This is a genomic window from Cytobacillus eiseniae (genome assembly GCF_017874625.1).
GTDB lineage: Bacteria > Bacillota > Bacilli > Bacillales > Cytobacillaceae > Cytobacillus > Cytobacillus eiseniae.
This window is the reverse complement of sequence record NZ_JAGIKZ010000013.1, coordinates 24,045-41,449: the sequence shown is the minus strand read 5'-3', so window position 1 is coordinate 41,449 and position 17,405 is coordinate 24,045. Positions and strand designations below refer to the sequence as shown.

Genomic DNA, 17,405 nt, shown 5'->3' with positions numbered 1-17,405 from the left:
CCTATGTACAAACCTTCTTTCGTTATGGTTCTTTCTCAAGCTTATTGTTATTGGCTAAAACTCACAAAAATGGTCCAGTTGACTCGATCATAAATCAAATTGTACCAACCAACATCAAGGTTGAAGTAAATAGCAATCTAGAACCATGTTGTCCATCGCTAAAATATCAGTTTTTTAACAAATGTGTTTTTTTCCTGCCAGTTTGTCCATTCGAAAAAAAAATTCATACATATTCTATAGTAACCTGAGAGGGAAAGGAGGGGGAAAGATGTCAAACTGTTGTAACAGCAATCACAACAATAATGGACGAGTATTTGGTGTTGACCAAGTGATTATCCGAGCAAATCAAGTCATTGTTCTAGGTGAGAATGATCGCAGAAATGGAAATGTTGCAGGCGCAGAAGATAACGGAAGATGTAGAAACAATAATGTAGGTGGAGCAGAGGATAATTGTAGAAGACGCAGAAGATGTTGTTGGTGGTAGTTTCTTAAAAAAAGGCAGAGCAGGGAATTCCTGTTCTGCCTTTTCTATAGCTCTTAGAATAAAAAATGTAAATTGACCTAAAGCTTAAGCAAATTTTGTCGAAATAAGAATAGAGAGTCCTTAATCTATGAAAATAGTAATGGTTCAATAAAATATAAAGATTAAAGAGATGGGTGAGACGTATATGGATAAAACATCGATAATTGGCTTAATTTTAGGATTCATTGCAGTATTCGTCGGGATGGTATTAAAAGGGGTACCGATAGTCGCTTTAGCGAATCCTGCTGCAATTCTGATCATCCTTCTTGGTACAGCAGCTACTGTTATTATTGCCTTCCCAACAAGTGAAATTAAGCGCGTACCTAAGTTATTTGGTGTTATTTTTAAAGAAAAAAAGCAAATGAATCCGACAGATTTAATTCAATTAATTTCAGAATGGGCTCAATTAGCCCGAAAAGAAGGCTTACTAGCATTAGAAGCGAAAACAACTGAAATAGATGATCCATTTCTTAAAAATGGATTGTCATTAGCTGTAGATGGTCAAAGTGCTGACTACATACGAGATGTGTTAAATGAAGAAATCGATGCAATGGAAGAAAGACATTCTGCTGGAGCATTAATATTTACTCAAGCAGGTACCTATGCCCCTACATTAGGAGTATTGGGAGCTGTTGTAGGTTTAATTGCTGCATTAGGTGATATGAGTGACACAGATGCGCTAGGACATGCAATTAGTGCTGCATTCGTTGCTACTTTGTTAGGGATCTTTACTGGGTATGTGCTATGGCACCCATTTGCTAATAAGTTAAAAAGGAAATCAAAGTTAGAATCAAGATTGAAATTAATGATGATTGAAGGTGTTTTATCTGTCTTGGAAGGAGAAGCACCGCGAGTGATCGAACAAAAGCTTGCTTCCTATCTACCTGTTGGAGAAAGAAAGAAATTTCTTGAAGAAAGCAGCGTGAAGGCAAATGAGTAGACGAAAAAAGAAAAAACATGATGAGGGGCATGTGGATGAATCCTGGCTCCTTCCATATTCAGATTTGCTTACTTTATTGCTTGCTTTATTTATCGTTCTTTTTGCCTCAAGCTCTGTTGATGCAGTAAAATTTCAAGCCATTTCCAAAGCCTTTAATAGTGCACTTACTGGTGGAACAGGTGTTTTTGAATTTCAAAGTCCAATGCCTGAAGGGCAAAAGAATGCGGATATAGAGGATGCAGAAGAAACAGAGGAAAAGGATGAAAATGCGCCTAATATATCTGAGGATATGCTTAGTGAAGTGGATAAGGAAGAGTTGAAAGCAATTCAAAATAAGGTAAATGCCTATATTGAAGAAAATGAGTTATCAGGAAGACTGGATACTTTATTAACAGGCGAAGGATTAATGGTTTCGATAAGAGATAATGTGCTATTTGCATCAGGAAGTGCAGATGTAAGAACAAATGATATAAACATTGCGAATGAAATTGCAGAGCTTCTTATTATGGATCCACCTAGGAATATTATTATCAGCGGCCATACAGATAATGTACCAATCGGAAATGCACCTTTTGATTCAAATTGGGAACTAAGTGTAATGAGAGCAATCAATTTCATGAAAATTATTTTGAAAAATGACGAGCTTGATCCAAGAATGTTCAGTGCTAAGGGATTTGGAGAATTCCAGCCTGTTGCATCTAATGATAATAGTGCAGGAAAAGCAAAGAATAGAAGAGTAGAAATTTTAATTTTGCCAAGAACTGAAAGCTAAACCAAAAAAGGTTTGGCTTTTTTTTATGGGCTGATGCTTCCCTTGTTTAATTATTCAAGAGGGGAGCTACTTCTTTTGATGATCAAGTCGCTCGGGGCCTTAATTATTTGCAAAATAAGCCATAAAAAAAACTGCTCAAACAGCAGCAGTGAACAAGGAACGGTTATTCTTCAGCTTCCTGCTTGCTGACTTTGTCAGGTTTACACAAATGATCGATCAGAATGCCGAGGGATAGAAAGGCAACAATAGGAATGGCATAATTTAAAATCCAAATATAGGTCATTGGTTTTCTCCCTTTCGAAATATTTTAACAGTATTTATATTATTTACATTATATTCTAAAGTTCATAAAAAAGACAAATATTTTTCACAAAAAATTCATAATTAGATATTGACAAAAAGAACCCTTAAAAAGGGTTCTAATGATAAATTTATATCGTCATTTCAGCTTCTGTTTGGATGACTTTTTCCTTAGTGGACTTTTTGTCATGCAGGAAGTAATAGGTAATAAATGAAAGGAGTACTACTCCTGCAAGAACGATATATAAGGAAGAAAAGCTTGTATAGACAGCGACTACGCCAAGTGCGTAGGAGCCAATCCCAATGCCTGAATCAAAAAAAGTGAAATAGGTAGATGTGGCTAACCCTCTTTTTGATGCAGGTGATTTTTTAATAGCAATTGTTTGCAAACTTGGTGATAGACTACCATAACCTAAACCGATAATGACACCAGAGGATAGGAATAGCAGTGTCGTATCAGCTTGACTGAGCATAACTAAACCGATTGCAAATAAAATGATCGATGGATAAATAATTTTATTTTCTCCATACATATCAAACCACTTTCCTGTAAATGGCCGGCTTATTAAGATAGCAGCTGCATATACGACAAAGAAGTAGCTTGCCGCTTCGAGTAATCCTAGCTCTTTCGCATAAACAGAAATAAAGGAGAGAATGCCGGAGTATGCAAAGGCAAGAATCCCACCGACAATTGAAACAGAGATGGCATTTTTCTCAAAAAAGCTTGCAAATGAAAACGTTGATTTCTCTTCTTTCTCAGTAGGTACGATGCATTCTGGAATATGAACAAATAGTGATAATAACAAGGCAAATAGCGATAAAACTGTACATAACATAAAGAGCCAATGAAAGCTAGTATATTGAATCATCGATAATCCAGCAAAGGGACCAATGACCATCGCTAAATTCATAAATAAAGCGTAGTAGCCAAGTCCTTCCCCTTTTCGTTCATTAGGCACAATATCGGCAATTATGGCTCCTGTTGCAGTTGTTGCCATTCCAAAACCAATCCCATGCATGAATCGAAGGGCAAGTAGTAGTAGAAAGGAATCTGTCCATAAATACAAAAGACTAGAAAGAAAGAAGATGGTTAGTGAAAAGAGGAGTGTTTTTTTTCTTCCAATTTGATCAATCCATTTGCCCGTGAATGGCCGACATAATACAGCTGCAATGAGGAATACAGAGACGATCGCACCAACCTGTGACTCATTTCCCTTTAAATCATCCAATATATAAATCGGCAATGTTGTTAATAAGATATAAAATCCCATAAATAAGAAAAAGCTAATAATTGATATACTTAAAAAATCTTTCGTCCATAATGGCTGTTTCTTCATGATGACCTCCGTTAATAAGTAAGATAAGTTAGTATGAATTTGTGGCTTGAAATCAGAGACTAGATGAAGAAATAGGAGAATGTAATTCACCGATTAATCTTACCAGAGACAAGCTAATTCGAGGAGAAAGGAATTTATAGGCCTTCGCTCATTTTTCTAATAATTGATTGTGTAAAAAGAAGTTCTTCTTCACTTATTTTTTTTAGTATATTGTTTTCGCATGTCCGCACAGCTTGGAGCCATCCATCAAATTGTTGGACTGCCGCTTCTGTTAGGATGATTCTTTTCTCCCGTCTATCTGCCCCCATTTCTTTGGTAATCCATCCAGCACTCTCTAATCTTGATAATGTACGTGTCATTGTCGGTGCTTCAACCCCAAGGTATTGGGCTAATTCCTTTTGTGAGGATGGGCCATTTGTATTTAATAAATAGATAATTGTCCATTGGGCAGAATAAAGTCCAAGTGGAACAAGTGCTTCATTTAGTGCTTTTGAAAAATGCCGTGTGAATTGATTAATAGAATGGAAAAATTCATTACGATTATCGCTCATACATACACCCCACTAAATTAGTTACCTAGCTAATTATATGGTTTTAATAAATACTTGTCTACCATTAAACTTACAGGGAAAAAATATTTGCGTTTTATCGAAACTTATGTTTATAATATAGACATAAGTTTATCAGAAGTGGAGCTGAGAAAATATGAATGAAAAAGAATCGTTGATATTGCAGCTTATTAAAACAAATCCATTTATTTCACAGATTGAACTAGCAGAGAAGACTGGATTGTCAAGATCTGCAGTTGCTGGCTATATTTCCTCGTTAACAAAGGATGGAAAGCTGCTTGGCAGGGCATATATCCTTCCAAATAAGAAGGATATTGTGGCTATTGGCGGGTCAAACGTTGATAGAAAAATCCAATCGCTTAAGACCCTCCAGTATGGAACGTCCAATCCAGCTGAAAGTTCACAGTCATGTGGAGGAGTTGCAAGAAACATTGCTGAGAACTTAGGGCGGTTAGGTTGTGATGTCTCCCTAATGACAGTTGTTGGCGAAGATCCTGAAGGGGAATGGCTGCTTGATTATACGAAGTCCTTTGTCGATATTCGTCCATCACAAAAGCTATCAGATCAGCCAACTGGCACATACACAGCTATTTTAGACAATGAGGGTGAAATGGCTGTTGCTCTTGCAGATATGAGTATTTACGATTCCATTGATCAGGAGTTCATTGAGAAAAGATGGGGCTATATTGCCGCCGCCTCAATGGTTGTCATGGATACGAATTTCTCAGATGATGTGTTGAAGCAGGTAATTACTCGTTGTGAGATAGAAAATATTCCATTATGCATCACACCTGTCTCCTCTCCAAAAGTGAAAAAGCTGCCACAAAATCTTCAAGGTGTTACATGGTTGATTGCTAATAAAGATGAGGCTGAGGCATTATCTGAAATAGAGATTAAAGAAGAAGGCGACTATTTTAAAGCAGCGGAAAGAATCCATAAAAAAGGTGTAGAGAAAGTTGTGATCACTCGAGGTGACAAGGGGCTCATTTACTACACGAAAGAAGGCGAAGCAGGTGCCATTCTTCCACCAAAAGTGGAGGTAGAAGATGTGACAGGTGCTGGTGATTCCCTTGTATCAGGCATTATGTACGCTTATTTAAAAGGATTAGACACAGAAAATGCATGTAAAATTGGGATTGCCTGTTCCATTCTTACACTGCGGTCACATGAAACCGTTAATCCAGCATTGAACGATTTGCATCTGCAAGAAACATTTAAAAAATACTTTTAAAAAGGAGATTAACATGATGATAGAAAAATACTTAGAGTTTTCAGCTGAGGTACAAGAAGCAAAGAAAGCGAATAAACCAATTGTTGCATTGGAATCTACAATTATTTCACACGGAATGCCTTATCCACAAAATATTGAAACAGCAAAAGAAGTAGAAGAAATTATTCGCAAGAACGGTGCAGTTCCAGCAACGATTGCGATTTTGGATGGCAAGATCAAAATCGGCATTACAGATGAAGAGCTTGAATTCCTCGGGACAAGCAAGGAAATTGAAAAAGCGAGCCGCCGTGATCTTCCATACCTATTAGCAAATAAAAAACACGGAGCAACAACTGTAGCAGCAACAATGATCTGCGCACAATATGCAGGAATCGAAGTGTTTGCAACAGGAGGCATCGGTGGTGTTCACCGCGGAGCAGAAACAACAATGGATATCTCTGCCGACCTTCAAGAGCTTGCCCAAACGAATGTAGCAGTTGTATGTGCAGGTGCGAAATCAATCCTCGACATCGGACTTACATTAGAATATCTTGAAACACATGGAGTGCCTGTTCTTGGATTTGAAACAGATTCATTGCCAGCATTTTACACACGAACAAGCCCATTTGGTGTCAACTATCGTGTAGATACAGCAGAAGATGCAGCAGCAATGATCCGTACGAAATGGGAGCTTGGATTAAATGGCGGAGTAGTTGTAGCCAATCCAATTCCAGAGGCAGATGCGTTAGAAGAAGCATTCATAACAAATGTGATTGAATCTGCATTGAAAGAAGCAAAAGAAAACAATATTGCTGGGAAAAAAGTTACTCCATTCCTATTAGGAAAAGTGAAAGAACTAACAGAAGGAAAAAGTTTAACGGCCAATATCGCATTAGTGAAGCATAACGCTGAAGTTGGAGCGAGAATTGCAGTGAATTTAAAGTAATAAAGTAGCTAGTCCCCCTTGTATAGAGCAGGGGGGACTAGTTTTTTTTTGTCGTTAAAAGAGAGAAATTGTTCTCACATAGGAAAAATTTCATTGATTTGTTCTTTATAAAGAACTATAATAGGCATATGGCATAACAGAATGTATAAAATTAGGATTAAACTCGTATATAAATAGCTTGTTTATAAAAATAAAGGATGAATGGGCACAAAGTAAGAAATGCTTGTACTTCTTATTGTTTTAATGTTCGTTATTAAGAATATAACTTTGATTTGTCAATGGTGATGTCTCCTGACCATTATCAATGGAGGCACTCGGCTATATTGTGGGTTGAAAAACCTTAGACGTGTTTGTCGTCGATAGTATGGTGTGAGGATGGGTTAGATGCCCAATTTTTAAAGTTTTTATCTATAAGATTTTTGTTAAAGACCTTATAGATAAGATCTTTAAAAATTAGAAAAGGAGGATTAGAATCATGGGTTTAAGGAATCATTTTTCATTTTTCATTTTTTCTGATTCGATTGTCGTACTTATCGCTTTTTCTTTGGGCAGCATTTTAACTAATCACTTTTCGAATATTCCTTTTATCTCATTAATGCTTAGTTCTTTATTATTATTACTCTCTCATCATGCTTTCAGCTCTATTTATAAACTTTATAAGAAGTCCTGGCAATATGCTAGCATTGGCGAACTCATTATTATTATAAAAACTATTACCTTTTCTGTACTGTCAGTTGGTCTCGCCCAGCACTTCATTCTTCAAGCAGCTAACTTCCGTTTATTAATTGTCACTTGGATGTTTTATATTTTGCTTATTGGAGGGACGCGCTTTTTTGGAAGAATAGTAAGAAATACAAAAATGATTGAGTTGAATAATAAAAAAAGAACATTAATTGTTGGAGCCGGTTCAGCAGGAACGATGGTTGCGAGACAACTGTTACAAAATAAGCGAGCTGAATTATTACCTATCGGATTTATTGATGATGATTGGAAGAAACACGGCCTTGAGATTCTTGGAATCCCTGTAATTGGTGGAAAGAATCAGATCGAAAGAGCAGTCAAGGAATATGAAATTGATAATATTGTAATTGCCATCCCTTCATTAAATAAAACAGTCCTCAATCAAATTTTCCAATTATGCATGGAAACTGGGAAGAAAACACAAATGATTCCAATGCTTGAAGATATCATGACTGGTAGAATTTCGATTAATCAATTTCGTGATGTTCAGGTAGAAGACTTATTAGGCAGGAAAACGATTGAATTAGATGTGGTAGGAATTTCCGAATTTATTACGAATAAAGTTGTTTTAATTACAGGGGCAGGTGGTTCAATCGGTTCTGAAATTTGTCGACAAGTAACAAACTTTAATCCGAGAAAGGTAATTCTACTTGGACATGGGGAAAATAGTATTTATTCGATAAAATTAGAGCTGGAAGAAGGGTTCAGACATACAGGAATCCAATTTTGTGCAGAAATTGCAGATATACAAGATGGAGATAAAATGATGAATGTTATGAATAAGCATCAGCCAAATGTAGTATATCATGCTGCTGCACATAAGCATGTCCCTTTAATGGAAGATAATCCAGAAGAGGCGGTAAAAAACAACGTGATTGGCACATTAAATGTTGCAAATGCGGCCAATTGGAACCATGTTGAGAGCTTTGTTATGATCTCAACTGATAAGGCAGTAAATCCGACGAGTGTGATGGGTGCGACAAAACGTATGGCAGAAATGATTATCCAAAATATGAATCAAGTGAGTAAAACAAAATTTGTAGCTGTACGATTTGGAAATGTATTAGGAAGTAGAGGCAGTGTAATCCCACTATTTAAAAAGCAAATACAAAAAGGGGGGCCAGTAACGGTCACAGATCCTGAAATGGTTCGCTATTTTATGACGATTCCAGAGGCATCAAGACTAACTCTCCAAGCAGGTGCCTTGGCCAAGGGTGGGGAGATTTTTGTGTTAGATATGGGCGAGCCAGTAAAGATCATTGATCTTGCACAAAACTTAATTCGATTGTCAGGGAAAAATGTTGAAGAAATTGGCATAAAGTTTACTGGAATTAGACCAGGTGAAAAGTTATATGAAGAGCTATTAAAGGATGATGAAGTCCATCCAGAGCAAGTCTATCCTAAAATTTATATTGGAAAATCACTTAATCAAGATGTCGAGCCGATTATGCAGTTATTAGATGAATTTATTATGATGGATACCGAACTATTAAAGACAAGGCTGCTTTACCTTAGCAATCATCAAGGAAGTAGCAAACTAGCTGTACTATAATTAACCGAAAGATTACGGAGGTGAACGGGGTGAAGATTCGGAAAGCGATTATTCCTGCGGCAGGGTTAGGCACACGATTTCTGCCAGCAACAAAAGCACAGCCAAAAGAAATGCTGCCAATTGTTGATAAACCAGCGATTCAATATATTGTTGAAGAAGCAATTGAATCAGGTATTGAAGATATCATTATCGTGACAGGTCGTGGAAAACGCGCAATAGAAGATCACTTTGATAAATCTTATGAGCTTGAAGAAACACTTTTAAAGAAGAATAAACAGGAACTGCTTGAAAATGTCAGGAAAATCTCCAATTTAGCAAATATCCATTATATCCGGCAAAAAGAAGCGAGGGGACTAGGGGATGCGATTTTCTGTGCAAGCAGATTTATTGGGAATGAACCCTTTGCTGTTCTTCTAGGTGACGATATTGTACGATCTCCTGAGCCTTGCCTAAAACAACTAATTAAAGTTTTTGAAAGGTATAGCACTTCAGTTGTTGGTGTTCAAGAGGTGGATAAAGAAGAAGTAAGTAAATATGGAATTATTGAACCGAAAAATAGCAGTGTGGATAAAATCATCTCTGTTAAGAAATTAATAGAAAAGCCTTCTATCAAGGACGCCCCTTCTAGATATGCCATTTTAGGAAGATATATTTTGAAACCAGAAATTTTTGATATATTAGCAGATTTACCGCCTGGAGCAGGGGATGAAATCCAATTAACAGATGCAATAAATCAACTTAATGAAAAACAAGAAGTAATTGCATATGATTTTGAAGGAAAGCGATACGACCTTGGAGATAAGCTTGGATTTGTGAAAGCAACAATCGATTTTGCTTTAGAAAGAGCGGATATGAGGAAGGATGTTTTATCCTATTTAGATCGAATTGTAGAGGGACAGAAAATTCTAAAGTAATTGTTAGGGTGATGATGTGGAGATTCTTGTAATTGGAGGTTGTGTATGGGGGTGTTTAGCGTTCAAGCAAATCCCTTCGAACTTTATCGAAATGCGAATTAAAAATATATGCCTACGGTTGATCCTCGCCTTACGAAGGATTTTTTTTATGCAGAAGAAAGGTGGGGCAATGAATACATGAAGAGAATAATAGACCTAGTCATTTCGACTTTTGCCTTAATGCTCCTTTTTCCTTTCATGCTAGTAATAAGTATTTTGGTGAAATGGAAGCTAGGTTCCCCGATTATTTTCAAACAGCAGCGACCTGGTTTGAATGGCAGACCATTCTATTTATATAAGTTTCGCAGCATGAGTGATCAAAAGGATGGAGAGGGCAAATTACTTCCAGATTATCAGCGATTGACACCATTAGGCACTTTTCTACGAAAATATAGCCTTGATGAGCTGCCGCAGTTAATGAATGTGCTAAAGGGTGACATCAGTTTAGTCGGACCACGGCCATTATTAATGGAATATATTCCATTATATTCAGAAGAACAAGCGAGCAGGCATCAAGTGAAACCGGGTATAACAGGCTGGGCACAAGTGAACGGCAGAAATGCCATCACATGGGAGGAAAAGTTCGAGTTAGATGTTTGGTATGTGAATCATCAATCATTGTTTCTAGATATAAAGATTCTATGTCTAACAGTCATAAAAGTTATTCGATCAGATGATATTCATATTGATGAGCAAGATTTTAAAGGAACAATTAGAAAGGAAAGTCATGGATAAAGCATGGCGTGTCATTGGAGCTGTTATGGATGGTAGAGACATTAGTCAGTAATCGAATTTATTTATCCACTCCGCATATGAGTGGAAAAGAAATGAACTATATTAATGAAGCATTTCAATCGAATTGGATTGCGCCACTAGGACCAAATGTAGATGCATTTGAAAAAGAGATTGCAAGAATGGTAGGAGTGAATGAAGCGGTTGCGGTAAGTTCGGGAACTGCGGCCATTCATTTGGCTCTTTCTTTACTCGGTATACAAAGAGGAGATTATGTCTTTTGCTCGAGCTTTACTTTTGTAGCAACAGCAAATCCAATTCTCTATCAAGGAGGAGAACCTGTATTTATAGATTCAGAGCCTGATACGTGGAATATGTCACCGAGTGCACTTGAAGCGGCATTTAAGGATGCAGTAAAAAAGAAGCGGCTTCCAAAGGCAGTGATCATTGTAAATCTCTATGGACAGTCCGCTAAAATGGATGAACTCGTTGCGATTTGCAATCATTACGATGTCCCGATTATAGAGGATGCAGCAGAATCGCTTGGCTCAGCTTATAAAGGGAAGGCTAGTGGGACATTTGGAGACTATGGCATTTACTCCTTTAATGGAAACAAAATTATCACCACATCAGGTGGGGGTGTACTCGTTTCGAATCATGAGGAAACACTGAAAAAAGCAAGGTATTTAGCCACTCAAGCGAAAGAGCCTGCACCTTATTATCAGCATAGTGAAACTGGATTTAACTATCGCTTAAGCAATATCTTAGCTGGAATTGGTCGAGGACAATTGGAAGTGCTGGAACAAAGGGTACTAGCAAGAAGAAATGTTTTTCAAATCTATAAACGGGAATTGACTGAAATCCCTAGTATATCCTTCATGCCAGAATTAAAGGATACCTACTCCAATCGCTGGCTGACTGCTTTCACATTGAATGAAAGACGAACAGATGTGACGATTTCTGAATTACTCCAAACGTTAGAAAAAGGAAACATTGAAGCAAGACATGTTTGGAAGCCATTACACATGCAGCCCCTTTTCAAGGATACACGATACTATTCCCATCAAGAAAATGAGAGTATATGTGAGCAGCTTTTTCGAAGAGGAATATGCTTGCCATCTAGTTCCAATTTGGCGGTTGATGATCAAATGAGGGTCATTGATTGTATAAAAAATAAGTTAAGTCAGTAATGAATTATTTTTGTGAGGGAAATGAAGTGAACGTATCGTAGACGACAAATTAGAGTAGAGGTAAATCAATGATCGGAAAAAATGTAGCAAGAATAAGAAAGCAGAAAGGATATACACTCTCAGAGTTTGCTGAATTAGCAAACATATCAAAGTCTTATTTAAGTAATATTGAACGGAATATTAATAAGAACCCTTCACTAGAGGTCATGCAAAAGATTGCAAAGGTATTGAATGTTGACTTAATTACATTACTAAAGCCAGGAATGAGTAGGGAAGAGCATACGTATATTGATCAAGAATGGGTTGATTTTTTTAATGAATTGAAGGCATTGGGGATTGAGAAGGAGGAGATACAGAATTACCGGATGTTGATTGAATTTATTAAATGGCAGAATAAGAATGTTTCCCAGATTGAAAAGAAATAAAATATTCGGGCATTGACTTATAGGTTGGAAGGTCATGGAGGTACAAATGGAGGAAACAATTACAATAAAAGAGTTATTTAATATCTTAAAAAAACGCTGGCTCATCATTGTCCTTACCCCTATTATGATAGGATTAACAGTTGGATTAATTACTCATTATTTATTAACACCTTTCTATCAGGCATCAACTCAAATCCTAGTCAATCAAAAAAATTCTGAAGTGAATATGATGGAATTAAGCAGTAATGTAGATTTAATCAATACGTATAGTGTCATTATTAAGAGTCCAGCAATCCTTGACAAGGTAAACAAGGAACTGAACCTGTTACAACCTAGAGAGCAACTGACAAATAAAATAGCCATTGATATGCATGAGAATTCCCAAGTTTTTTCAGTGACAGTAGAGGATGAAGCGGCAGAAAGAGCGGTAGATATAGCAAATGCGATTTCAGAAATATTTCAAAGGGAAATTGTTAACATAATGAATGTTGATAATGTCAACATTCTTGCAAAAGCAGAGTTGGTGGATTCACAAAAACCGATAAGTCCAAACGCACTATGGAATATCACCGTTGCAATAGTTGTTGGAATGATGGTCGGAATAGGAATCGCATGCTTGCTAGAATATCTCGACAATACAATAAAGGATGGAAAGGATGTTGAAAAATATCTTGGACTTCCTGTACTTGGCTCTATTGAGAATATATCAGTAAAAAAGGGGGGACAGGGAAGCAAATCACAAACTGTAGGAGGGGAGACCCTTGAGTCGTAAGTTGAAAAGGAAAAACTCGATCCCATTAATAACATTTAACCAGCCGAAGGGAGCCATTTCTGAACAATATCGTTTAATTAGAACAAATATAGAATTTTCTTCCGTAGATCAAGAAATAAAATTGATTTCAGTTACTTCACCTGAACCGGCAGATGGAAAATCTACAACTGCTGCTAATCTAGCCATTATATTATCGCAACAGGGAAAACAGGTATTGCTCGTGGATGCTGACTTAAGGAAACCGTCCATTCATTTTACATTTAATGTTAGTAACATTGATGGATTAACGAATGTTTTAGTAAAGAAGGAACCATTAGAAAATGTTTTATCAAATTCGTACATTCCTAATCTCTGTTTATTAACAAGTGGTCCTTTGCCACCGAATCCTTCAGAATTATTAAACTCTAAAATGATGGATCAATTATTACGTGAACTAAGGAACAAGTTTGATTACGTGATTTTTGATACCCCCCCTGTTCTAGCTGTTACAGATCCACAGATTTTGGCTAATAAATGTGATGGTGTTGTATTTGTTATTTATAGTGGAAAGACAACTAAGGAAAGAGCAATTAAAGCAAAGGAATTATTAGAAAAGGCAAAATCACAGCTTCTTGGGGTAGTTGTAAACGGCGTCGATTCAAAGAAGAATGATTATTATGGACAATATGGGTAATCTTTAAATATAGAAGGGAGATTGTTTTAGATTGATTGATTTACACTGCCATATTCTCCCAGGTGTAGATGATGGGCCAATTAATTATTTAGAGTTTATTGAGATGGCGAATAATGCAGTTAGAGAAGGGATTACCCAATTAGTTGCATCTCCACATCACTTAAACGGCCAATATGAAAATAATAAAAACGAGATAATTAAATATGTGGGGGAGTGTAATGACTATTTGATAAAGGAGAATATCCCTCTTGTTATCCATCCTGGTCAGGAGTTAAGAATTCATCATGAGATTTTTCATTCACTTGAGAAAAATGAAATACTAACAGTAGGCGATTGGAATAAGAACTTATTACTAGAACTACCCTCAGGTTGGGTTCCTGATTATACACTTGATGTTGTCCATGAACTTCTACTAAAAGGAATTACGCCAATCATCGTTCATCCAGAGAGAAACAAGGGGTTCATGGATAATCATCATCTATTATATCAATTTGTTGAAAACGGGGCATTGATGCAGCTAACAGCAGGCAGCATTATCGGTCAATTTGGGAAAAAAATAAAGTCCTTTTCTGAGAGAATCATAGAACACCAGCTATCACATTTTATTGCTTCTGATGCACATAATAATCATACACGAAATTTCTTTCTTCAGGCAGCTTATGGAAAAATTACGGAAACCTATGGCATTCATCAGACATTTTATTTTAAAGAAAATGCAGAGAATTTAATTAAGGGACTAAATATTACGATCGAGAAGCCACTTTTGTTTCGCAAGAAGATATTAGGGATTTTTTAATTTATTAAGATCCAGTTAGATTCCTCTATTAATGAAGGAGAATAGGGAGTGAAAAAAAGAAGGATTATATTATTTAGCTGCATAGGATTCATGCTCCTTTTTATTGTTTTTTATTTTCAAAAAGGAGAATTAAGCAATCATAAGCAATTAAAGGATCGGGTTTTCGATAAAGCATTAATTCAAAAGAATGGCATAAGTATTGATGAATATGGAATAAAAGGGGATGGGGTTTCTGATGATACAGAAATCTTCCAATATGCAATGGATGATGCGGTAAAAAATGATAAGATTCTCATTGTCCCTGCTAATACTTATGTAGTTAGCCCTTCACAAATGGGAGATTCCACTTCAGCCTGTTTATCTGTTCCGAGCAATGCGACGATCTATTTTGAACCTGGGGCAAAATTGAAATTAGCGGATGATTCTCCAAGCTGGTCACGAGTGCTTGTTATTGATAATGTGTCCAATATTCAATTACTTGGACTTTTAGAAGTGGATGGAAATGCCTCTACAATTACGGATGGCAATGAACATATGGCAGGAATTTTTATTTTTAATGCGAAGGATGTTTTTATTGAATCTGCCTATGCCCATGATACGTATGGTGATAATCTTTTTATTGGCGGGACAGAAGAACAGTATTCAAGTCGTATAACCATTCAGAAATTTAGGGGAGTGACGGCAGGAAGGAAAAACGTAGTTATTCATTATGTGGATGATCTGCATATAGGAACAGCCATATTAGATAATTCTCGTGGTGGGGTTGGAAATAGTTGGAGAGGGGCTAATTCACTAGATTTAGAGCCAGATAATTATAAAGGAAATAGACGGTTTTCTCAAAGAGTTGATTACCTTTCAACTTATGGGATGGGGAATGACTTCACCGTTGGAACAAAAAAAATATTAGCAGAAAAGTGGTTACTTGACATTGGCCAATTTAATGTCGTGCTAATGGAGGGAGCAACAAAAGGGTTACATTCCTATGCTGTAACAGTGAAAGTAGATCGTTTGTTTTTGAAATCCTCCGAGAACAATGAGGACACTGGAATGAAAATGATGTATGCTGCTCATTGGGAAATTAATGAGGCATATTTTGATGAAGGAAGAGGATATGCGATATCAGCTTCACAAGAGCATGGAGAAAAGCCTGTGTTAAAGCTTGGTAAAGTGTTCATTTCTAGGCCGATGGGTGAAGGAATAGAGCTATGGGGGGCAGATGCCACGATCGATGTACTTGAAGCAAATACTGTACAGGGCATTGTTCTTCATGTATTATCTACAAACCCTCAAATGGTTCATATAACAAATCTATTATCGAGAAATTCAGGTCAATCAGAGATTATTTTTGTTAATGATTATGGATTTACCCCATCTGTTACAATAGAGAACCTGATAATTACGGATGACCGAATGACAAAGGCGAAACAGATTGCAACATTATATTCTCAAAATGCAGTTGATGGATTCCAAATGGGTAATATACAAAATTATGAGCAATTAAAAGAAGTATGGTTTGGTCCGGATGTGGAAAATCCCAGATGGAGGGGAGGAGATGATTAAAATCTTCTCCTTATTTTTTTGAAATTTAAGGATGATCGAGAGGAGCATAGGAGTGACGACTGTACATGAAATTGAAAAAGATGGCAAAGGCAGCAATCCTCTTTTTATCATTCCTCTCTTTTTTATGTCTATTTTATTACATCAATCAAGTGTCATATTTGGAGTGAACTTTTCACTAGCTGATTTCTTTTGTTTCTTTCTTTTTTTAATCTTAATGATGTGGAATCAGTTTTATATTCCAATCCAGTCCATGCTGTTTTTTATTCTAGTATTTATCGTTGTGCTTGTATCCGCTGTTTTTTTTGTGCCAATAATATTTTCGTATACTCCCGAACCAACTCGAATTATTAGTGATTTTATGAAACTATTAGCGATTTTTTTATATTTCTTAGTGGGTTATAACTTATTAAGGATGGGAAAAATCACTATTTCTATAAAGTGGTATTCGATCATTGGTTTAATCATTGGGCTAATAGGGGTTCTATTTACACTTTTAAATATTAGATTATTTTCGTCTGTTTTATTTTTCTTAGATATTAGGTTCAAAGGATTTATGAATGACCCAAATTACTTTTCTGTTCTACAAGTAACGGCCCTTGTCTATTTTACCAGGGTAAAAACAATCCCTCTGCGGTTTAAGTATTTTGCAATTCTTATTTTGATTTTATCTGTTCTTGTTTCGGGATCTAAGACGGGGATTATTACATTATTTAGTTATTTTTTTATACGAATAATCGAATACACCCTAATTTCTAAAGAGAAGAAAACAAAGAAGATTATTTTACAACTGTCGCTTATTTTTGCCCTATTAGCTATTGCTTTTATAATAATTAGGGGATTCCCAACTCTCTTAAATATGTTATCTTCTGCTGTACCTGCATTCTCAAGAATTGAACCACTTTTTACTGATTTTGATGAAGCGATTTCAGGAAATGGTTCTGATCGAGCAGATACTTGGAAAGTTGCATATTTAATTATTCAGCACTCTCCTTTAATTGGTACTGGGATTGGTTCGTATACTCATATTGCAGCAGAAACATTTTACTATAATAATGTTGCTCATAATACATTTTTACAAATAACTGCTGAGTGGGGAATCCCTTTAGCAGTTCTTTTCTTTACATTTATTGGGCGCTTAATTGTGAAATCGTCAAACTCTCGGAAGAGTAATTTCGAAATGAACTATATTTTAAGAGATATTTTAATCATTCTATTAATTGGTTCGATGGCTATTTCATTAAATAATGCACGAGTGCTCTGGTTAGTAATTGGTGCCTTGCTCTCATCATTAGGGAAAAAACAAACACAAAGGAGTCTTAAATAATAGGAAGTTCAACAGTTTTTTTGCAGTGCCAAGCTAGTTATTAGTGAATCTATCAGGCTTTTACTGGTTGTTTTCCATTCTTCTTTCGTT

The 17,405-nt window shown here is 36.3% G+C and carries 17 protein-coding genes; 15 read left to right on the top strand and 2 right to left on the bottom strand.

Annotated elements, in window-relative coordinates:
• Window positions 1-268 precede the first annotated feature (268 nt).
• The 3 genes from J2Z40_RS12040 (at window position 269) to motB (ending at window position 2,235) form a co-directional block, all read left to right on the top strand.
• Window positions 269-484: a hypothetical protein gene (locus J2Z40_RS12040; protein ID WP_066391611.1), complete on the top strand. Its 216-nt coding sequence runs from the start codon at window positions 269-271 to the stop codon at window positions 482-484.
• Window positions 485-668: 184 nt separating this feature from the next.
• Window positions 669-1,463 (top strand): flagellar motor stator protein MotA, encoded by a 795-nt coding sequence (motA, locus tag J2Z40_RS12035; protein ID WP_066391614.1) that lies wholly within the window; start codon window positions 669-671, stop codon window positions 1,461-1,463.
• On the top strand, window positions 1,456-2,235 hold the full coding sequence (gene motB / locus J2Z40_RS12030; protein WP_066391616.1) for a flagellar motor protein MotB: 780 nt from the start codon (window positions 1,456-1,458) through the stop codon (window positions 2,233-2,235). The genes motA and motB overlap by 8 nt, the downstream gene beginning before the upstream one ends.
• 431 nt (window positions 2,236-2,666) lie before the next feature.
• Here motB and J2Z40_RS12025 read toward each other — a convergent pair whose 3' ends face one another.
• Window positions 2,667-3,872 carry an MFS transporter gene (locus tag J2Z40_RS12025; RefSeq protein ID WP_066391620.1) on the bottom strand — a complete coding sequence of 402 codons (1,206 nt, stop codon included), beginning with the start codon at window positions 3,870-3,872 and terminating at the stop codon, window positions 2,667-2,669.
• Window positions 3,873-4,006: 134 nt separating this feature from the next.
• Window positions 4,007-4,423, bottom strand: a complete 417-nt coding sequence (locus J2Z40_RS12020; RefSeq protein WP_066391622.1) for a MarR family winged helix-turn-helix transcriptional regulator — start codon at window positions 4,421-4,423, stop codon at window positions 4,007-4,009.
• Between the two features lie 154 nt (window positions 4,424-4,577).
• Here J2Z40_RS12020 and J2Z40_RS12015 point away from each other — a divergent pair, with 154 nt between their 5' ends.
• The 12 genes from J2Z40_RS12015 to J2Z40_RS20110 all read left to right on the top strand — a co-directional run bounded on the left by J2Z40_RS12015 (window position 4,578) and on the right by J2Z40_RS20110 (window position 17,315).
• A complete protein-coding gene (locus J2Z40_RS12015) occupies window positions 4,578-5,672 on the top strand; it encodes a carbohydrate kinase (RefSeq protein ID WP_066391624.1) in 1,095 nt (364 codons plus the stop codon).
• Window positions 5,673-5,688: 16 nt separating this feature from the next.
• Window positions 5,689-6,597, top strand: coding sequence for a pseudouridine-5'-phosphate glycosidase (locus tag J2Z40_RS12010; protein ID WP_066391626.1), 909 nt, complete (start codon window positions 5,689-5,691; stop codon window positions 6,595-6,597).
• Between the two features lie 475 nt (window positions 6,598-7,072).
• Window positions 7,073-8,890: a polysaccharide biosynthesis protein gene (locus J2Z40_RS12005; RefSeq protein ID WP_066391628.1), complete on the top strand. Its 1,818-nt coding sequence runs from the start codon at window positions 7,073-7,075 to the stop codon at window positions 8,888-8,890.
• Between the two features lie 29 nt (window positions 8,891-8,919).
• On the top strand, window positions 8,920-9,804 hold the full coding sequence (gene galU, locus J2Z40_RS12000; protein WP_066391631.1) for a UTP--glucose-1-phosphate uridylyltransferase GalU: 885 nt from the start codon (window positions 8,920-8,922) through the stop codon (window positions 9,802-9,804).
• 177 nt (window positions 9,805-9,981) lie between these two features.
• Complete coding sequence (locus J2Z40_RS11995; protein WP_066391634.1) at window positions 9,982-10,578, top strand: sugar transferase; 597 nt, start codon at window positions 9,982-9,984, stop codon at window positions 10,576-10,578.
• A gap of 29 nt (window positions 10,579-10,607) precedes the next feature.
• Entirely contained in the window at window positions 10,608-11,765 is a 1,158-nt protein-coding gene (locus tag J2Z40_RS11990; protein WP_066391642.1) for a DegT/DnrJ/EryC1/StrS family aminotransferase, read from the top strand.
• 68 nt (window positions 11,766-11,833) lie between these two features.
• Window positions 11,834-12,190 (top strand): helix-turn-helix domain-containing protein, encoded by a 357-nt coding sequence (locus tag J2Z40_RS11985; protein WP_066391645.1) that lies wholly within the window; start codon window positions 11,834-11,836, stop codon window positions 12,188-12,190.
• Between the two features lie 46 nt (window positions 12,191-12,236).
• Window positions 12,237-12,962, top strand: coding sequence for a YveK family protein (locus J2Z40_RS11980; protein WP_066391647.1), 726 nt, complete (start codon window positions 12,237-12,239; stop codon window positions 12,960-12,962).
• Window positions 12,952-13,635, top strand: a complete 684-nt coding sequence (locus tag J2Z40_RS11975; protein ID WP_066391656.1) for a CpsD/CapB family tyrosine-protein kinase — start codon at window positions 12,952-12,954, stop codon at window positions 13,633-13,635. The genes J2Z40_RS11980 and J2Z40_RS11975 overlap by 11 nt, the downstream gene beginning before the upstream one ends.
• A gap of 31 nt (window positions 13,636-13,666) precedes the next feature.
• Window positions 13,667-14,431 carry a tyrosine-protein phosphatase gene (locus tag J2Z40_RS11970; protein ID WP_066391657.1) on the top strand — a complete coding sequence of 255 codons (765 nt, stop codon included), beginning with the start codon at window positions 13,667-13,669 and terminating at the stop codon, window positions 14,429-14,431.
• Between the two features lie 48 nt (window positions 14,432-14,479).
• Entirely contained in the window at window positions 14,480-15,991 is a 1,512-nt protein-coding gene (locus tag J2Z40_RS11965; protein ID WP_066391658.1) for a glycosyl hydrolase family 28-related protein, read from the top strand.
• Between the two features lie 52 nt (window positions 15,992-16,043).
• Window positions 16,044-17,315: an O-antigen ligase family protein gene (locus tag J2Z40_RS20110; protein ID WP_162840469.1), complete on the top strand. Its 1,272-nt coding sequence runs from the start codon at window positions 16,044-16,046 to the stop codon at window positions 17,313-17,315.
• Window positions 17,316-17,405 lie beyond the last annotated feature (90 nt).

Bases quoted from the DNA above. Each gene is read 5' to 3' on its own strand.
- J2Z40_RS12040 (WP_066391611.1), top strand. From the start codon at position 269: ATGTCAAACTGTTGTAACAGCAATCACAACAATAATGGACGAGTATTT.
- motA (WP_066391614.1), top strand. From the start codon at position 669: ATGGATAAAACATCGATAATTGGCTTAATTTTAGGATTCATTGCAGTA.
- J2Z40_RS11995 (WP_066391634.1), top strand. From the start codon at position 9,982: ATGAAGAGAATAATAGACCTAGTCATTTCGACTTTTGCCTTAATGCTC.
- motB (WP_066391616.1), top strand. From the start codon at position 1,456: ATGAGTAGACGAAAAAAGAAAAAACATGATGAGGGGCATGTGGATGAA.
- J2Z40_RS12020 (WP_066391622.1), bottom strand. From the start codon at position 4,423: ATGAGCGATAATCGTAATGAATTTTTCCATTCTATTAATCAATTCACA.
- J2Z40_RS12025 (WP_066391620.1), bottom strand. From the start codon at position 3,872: ATGAAGAAACAGCCATTATGGACGAAAGATTTTTTAAGTATATCAATT.
- J2Z40_RS12015 (WP_066391624.1), top strand. From the start codon at position 4,578: ATGAATGAAAAAGAATCGTTGATATTGCAGCTTATTAAAACAAATCCA.
- J2Z40_RS11980 (WP_066391647.1), top strand. From the start codon at position 12,237: ATGGAGGAAACAATTACAATAAAAGAGTTATTTAATATCTTAAAAAAA.
- J2Z40_RS11990 (WP_066391642.1), top strand. From the start codon at position 10,608: ATGGTAGAGACATTAGTCAGTAATCGAATTTATTTATCCACTCCGCAT.
- J2Z40_RS12005 (WP_066391628.1), top strand. From the start codon at position 7,073: ATGGGTTTAAGGAATCATTTTTCATTTTTCATTTTTTCTGATTCGATT.
- J2Z40_RS11985 (WP_066391645.1), top strand. From the start codon at position 11,834: ATGATCGGAAAAAATGTAGCAAGAATAAGAAAGCAGAAAGGATATACA.
- J2Z40_RS12010 (WP_066391626.1), top strand. From the start codon at position 5,689: ATGATAGAAAAATACTTAGAGTTTTCAGCTGAGGTACAAGAAGCAAAG.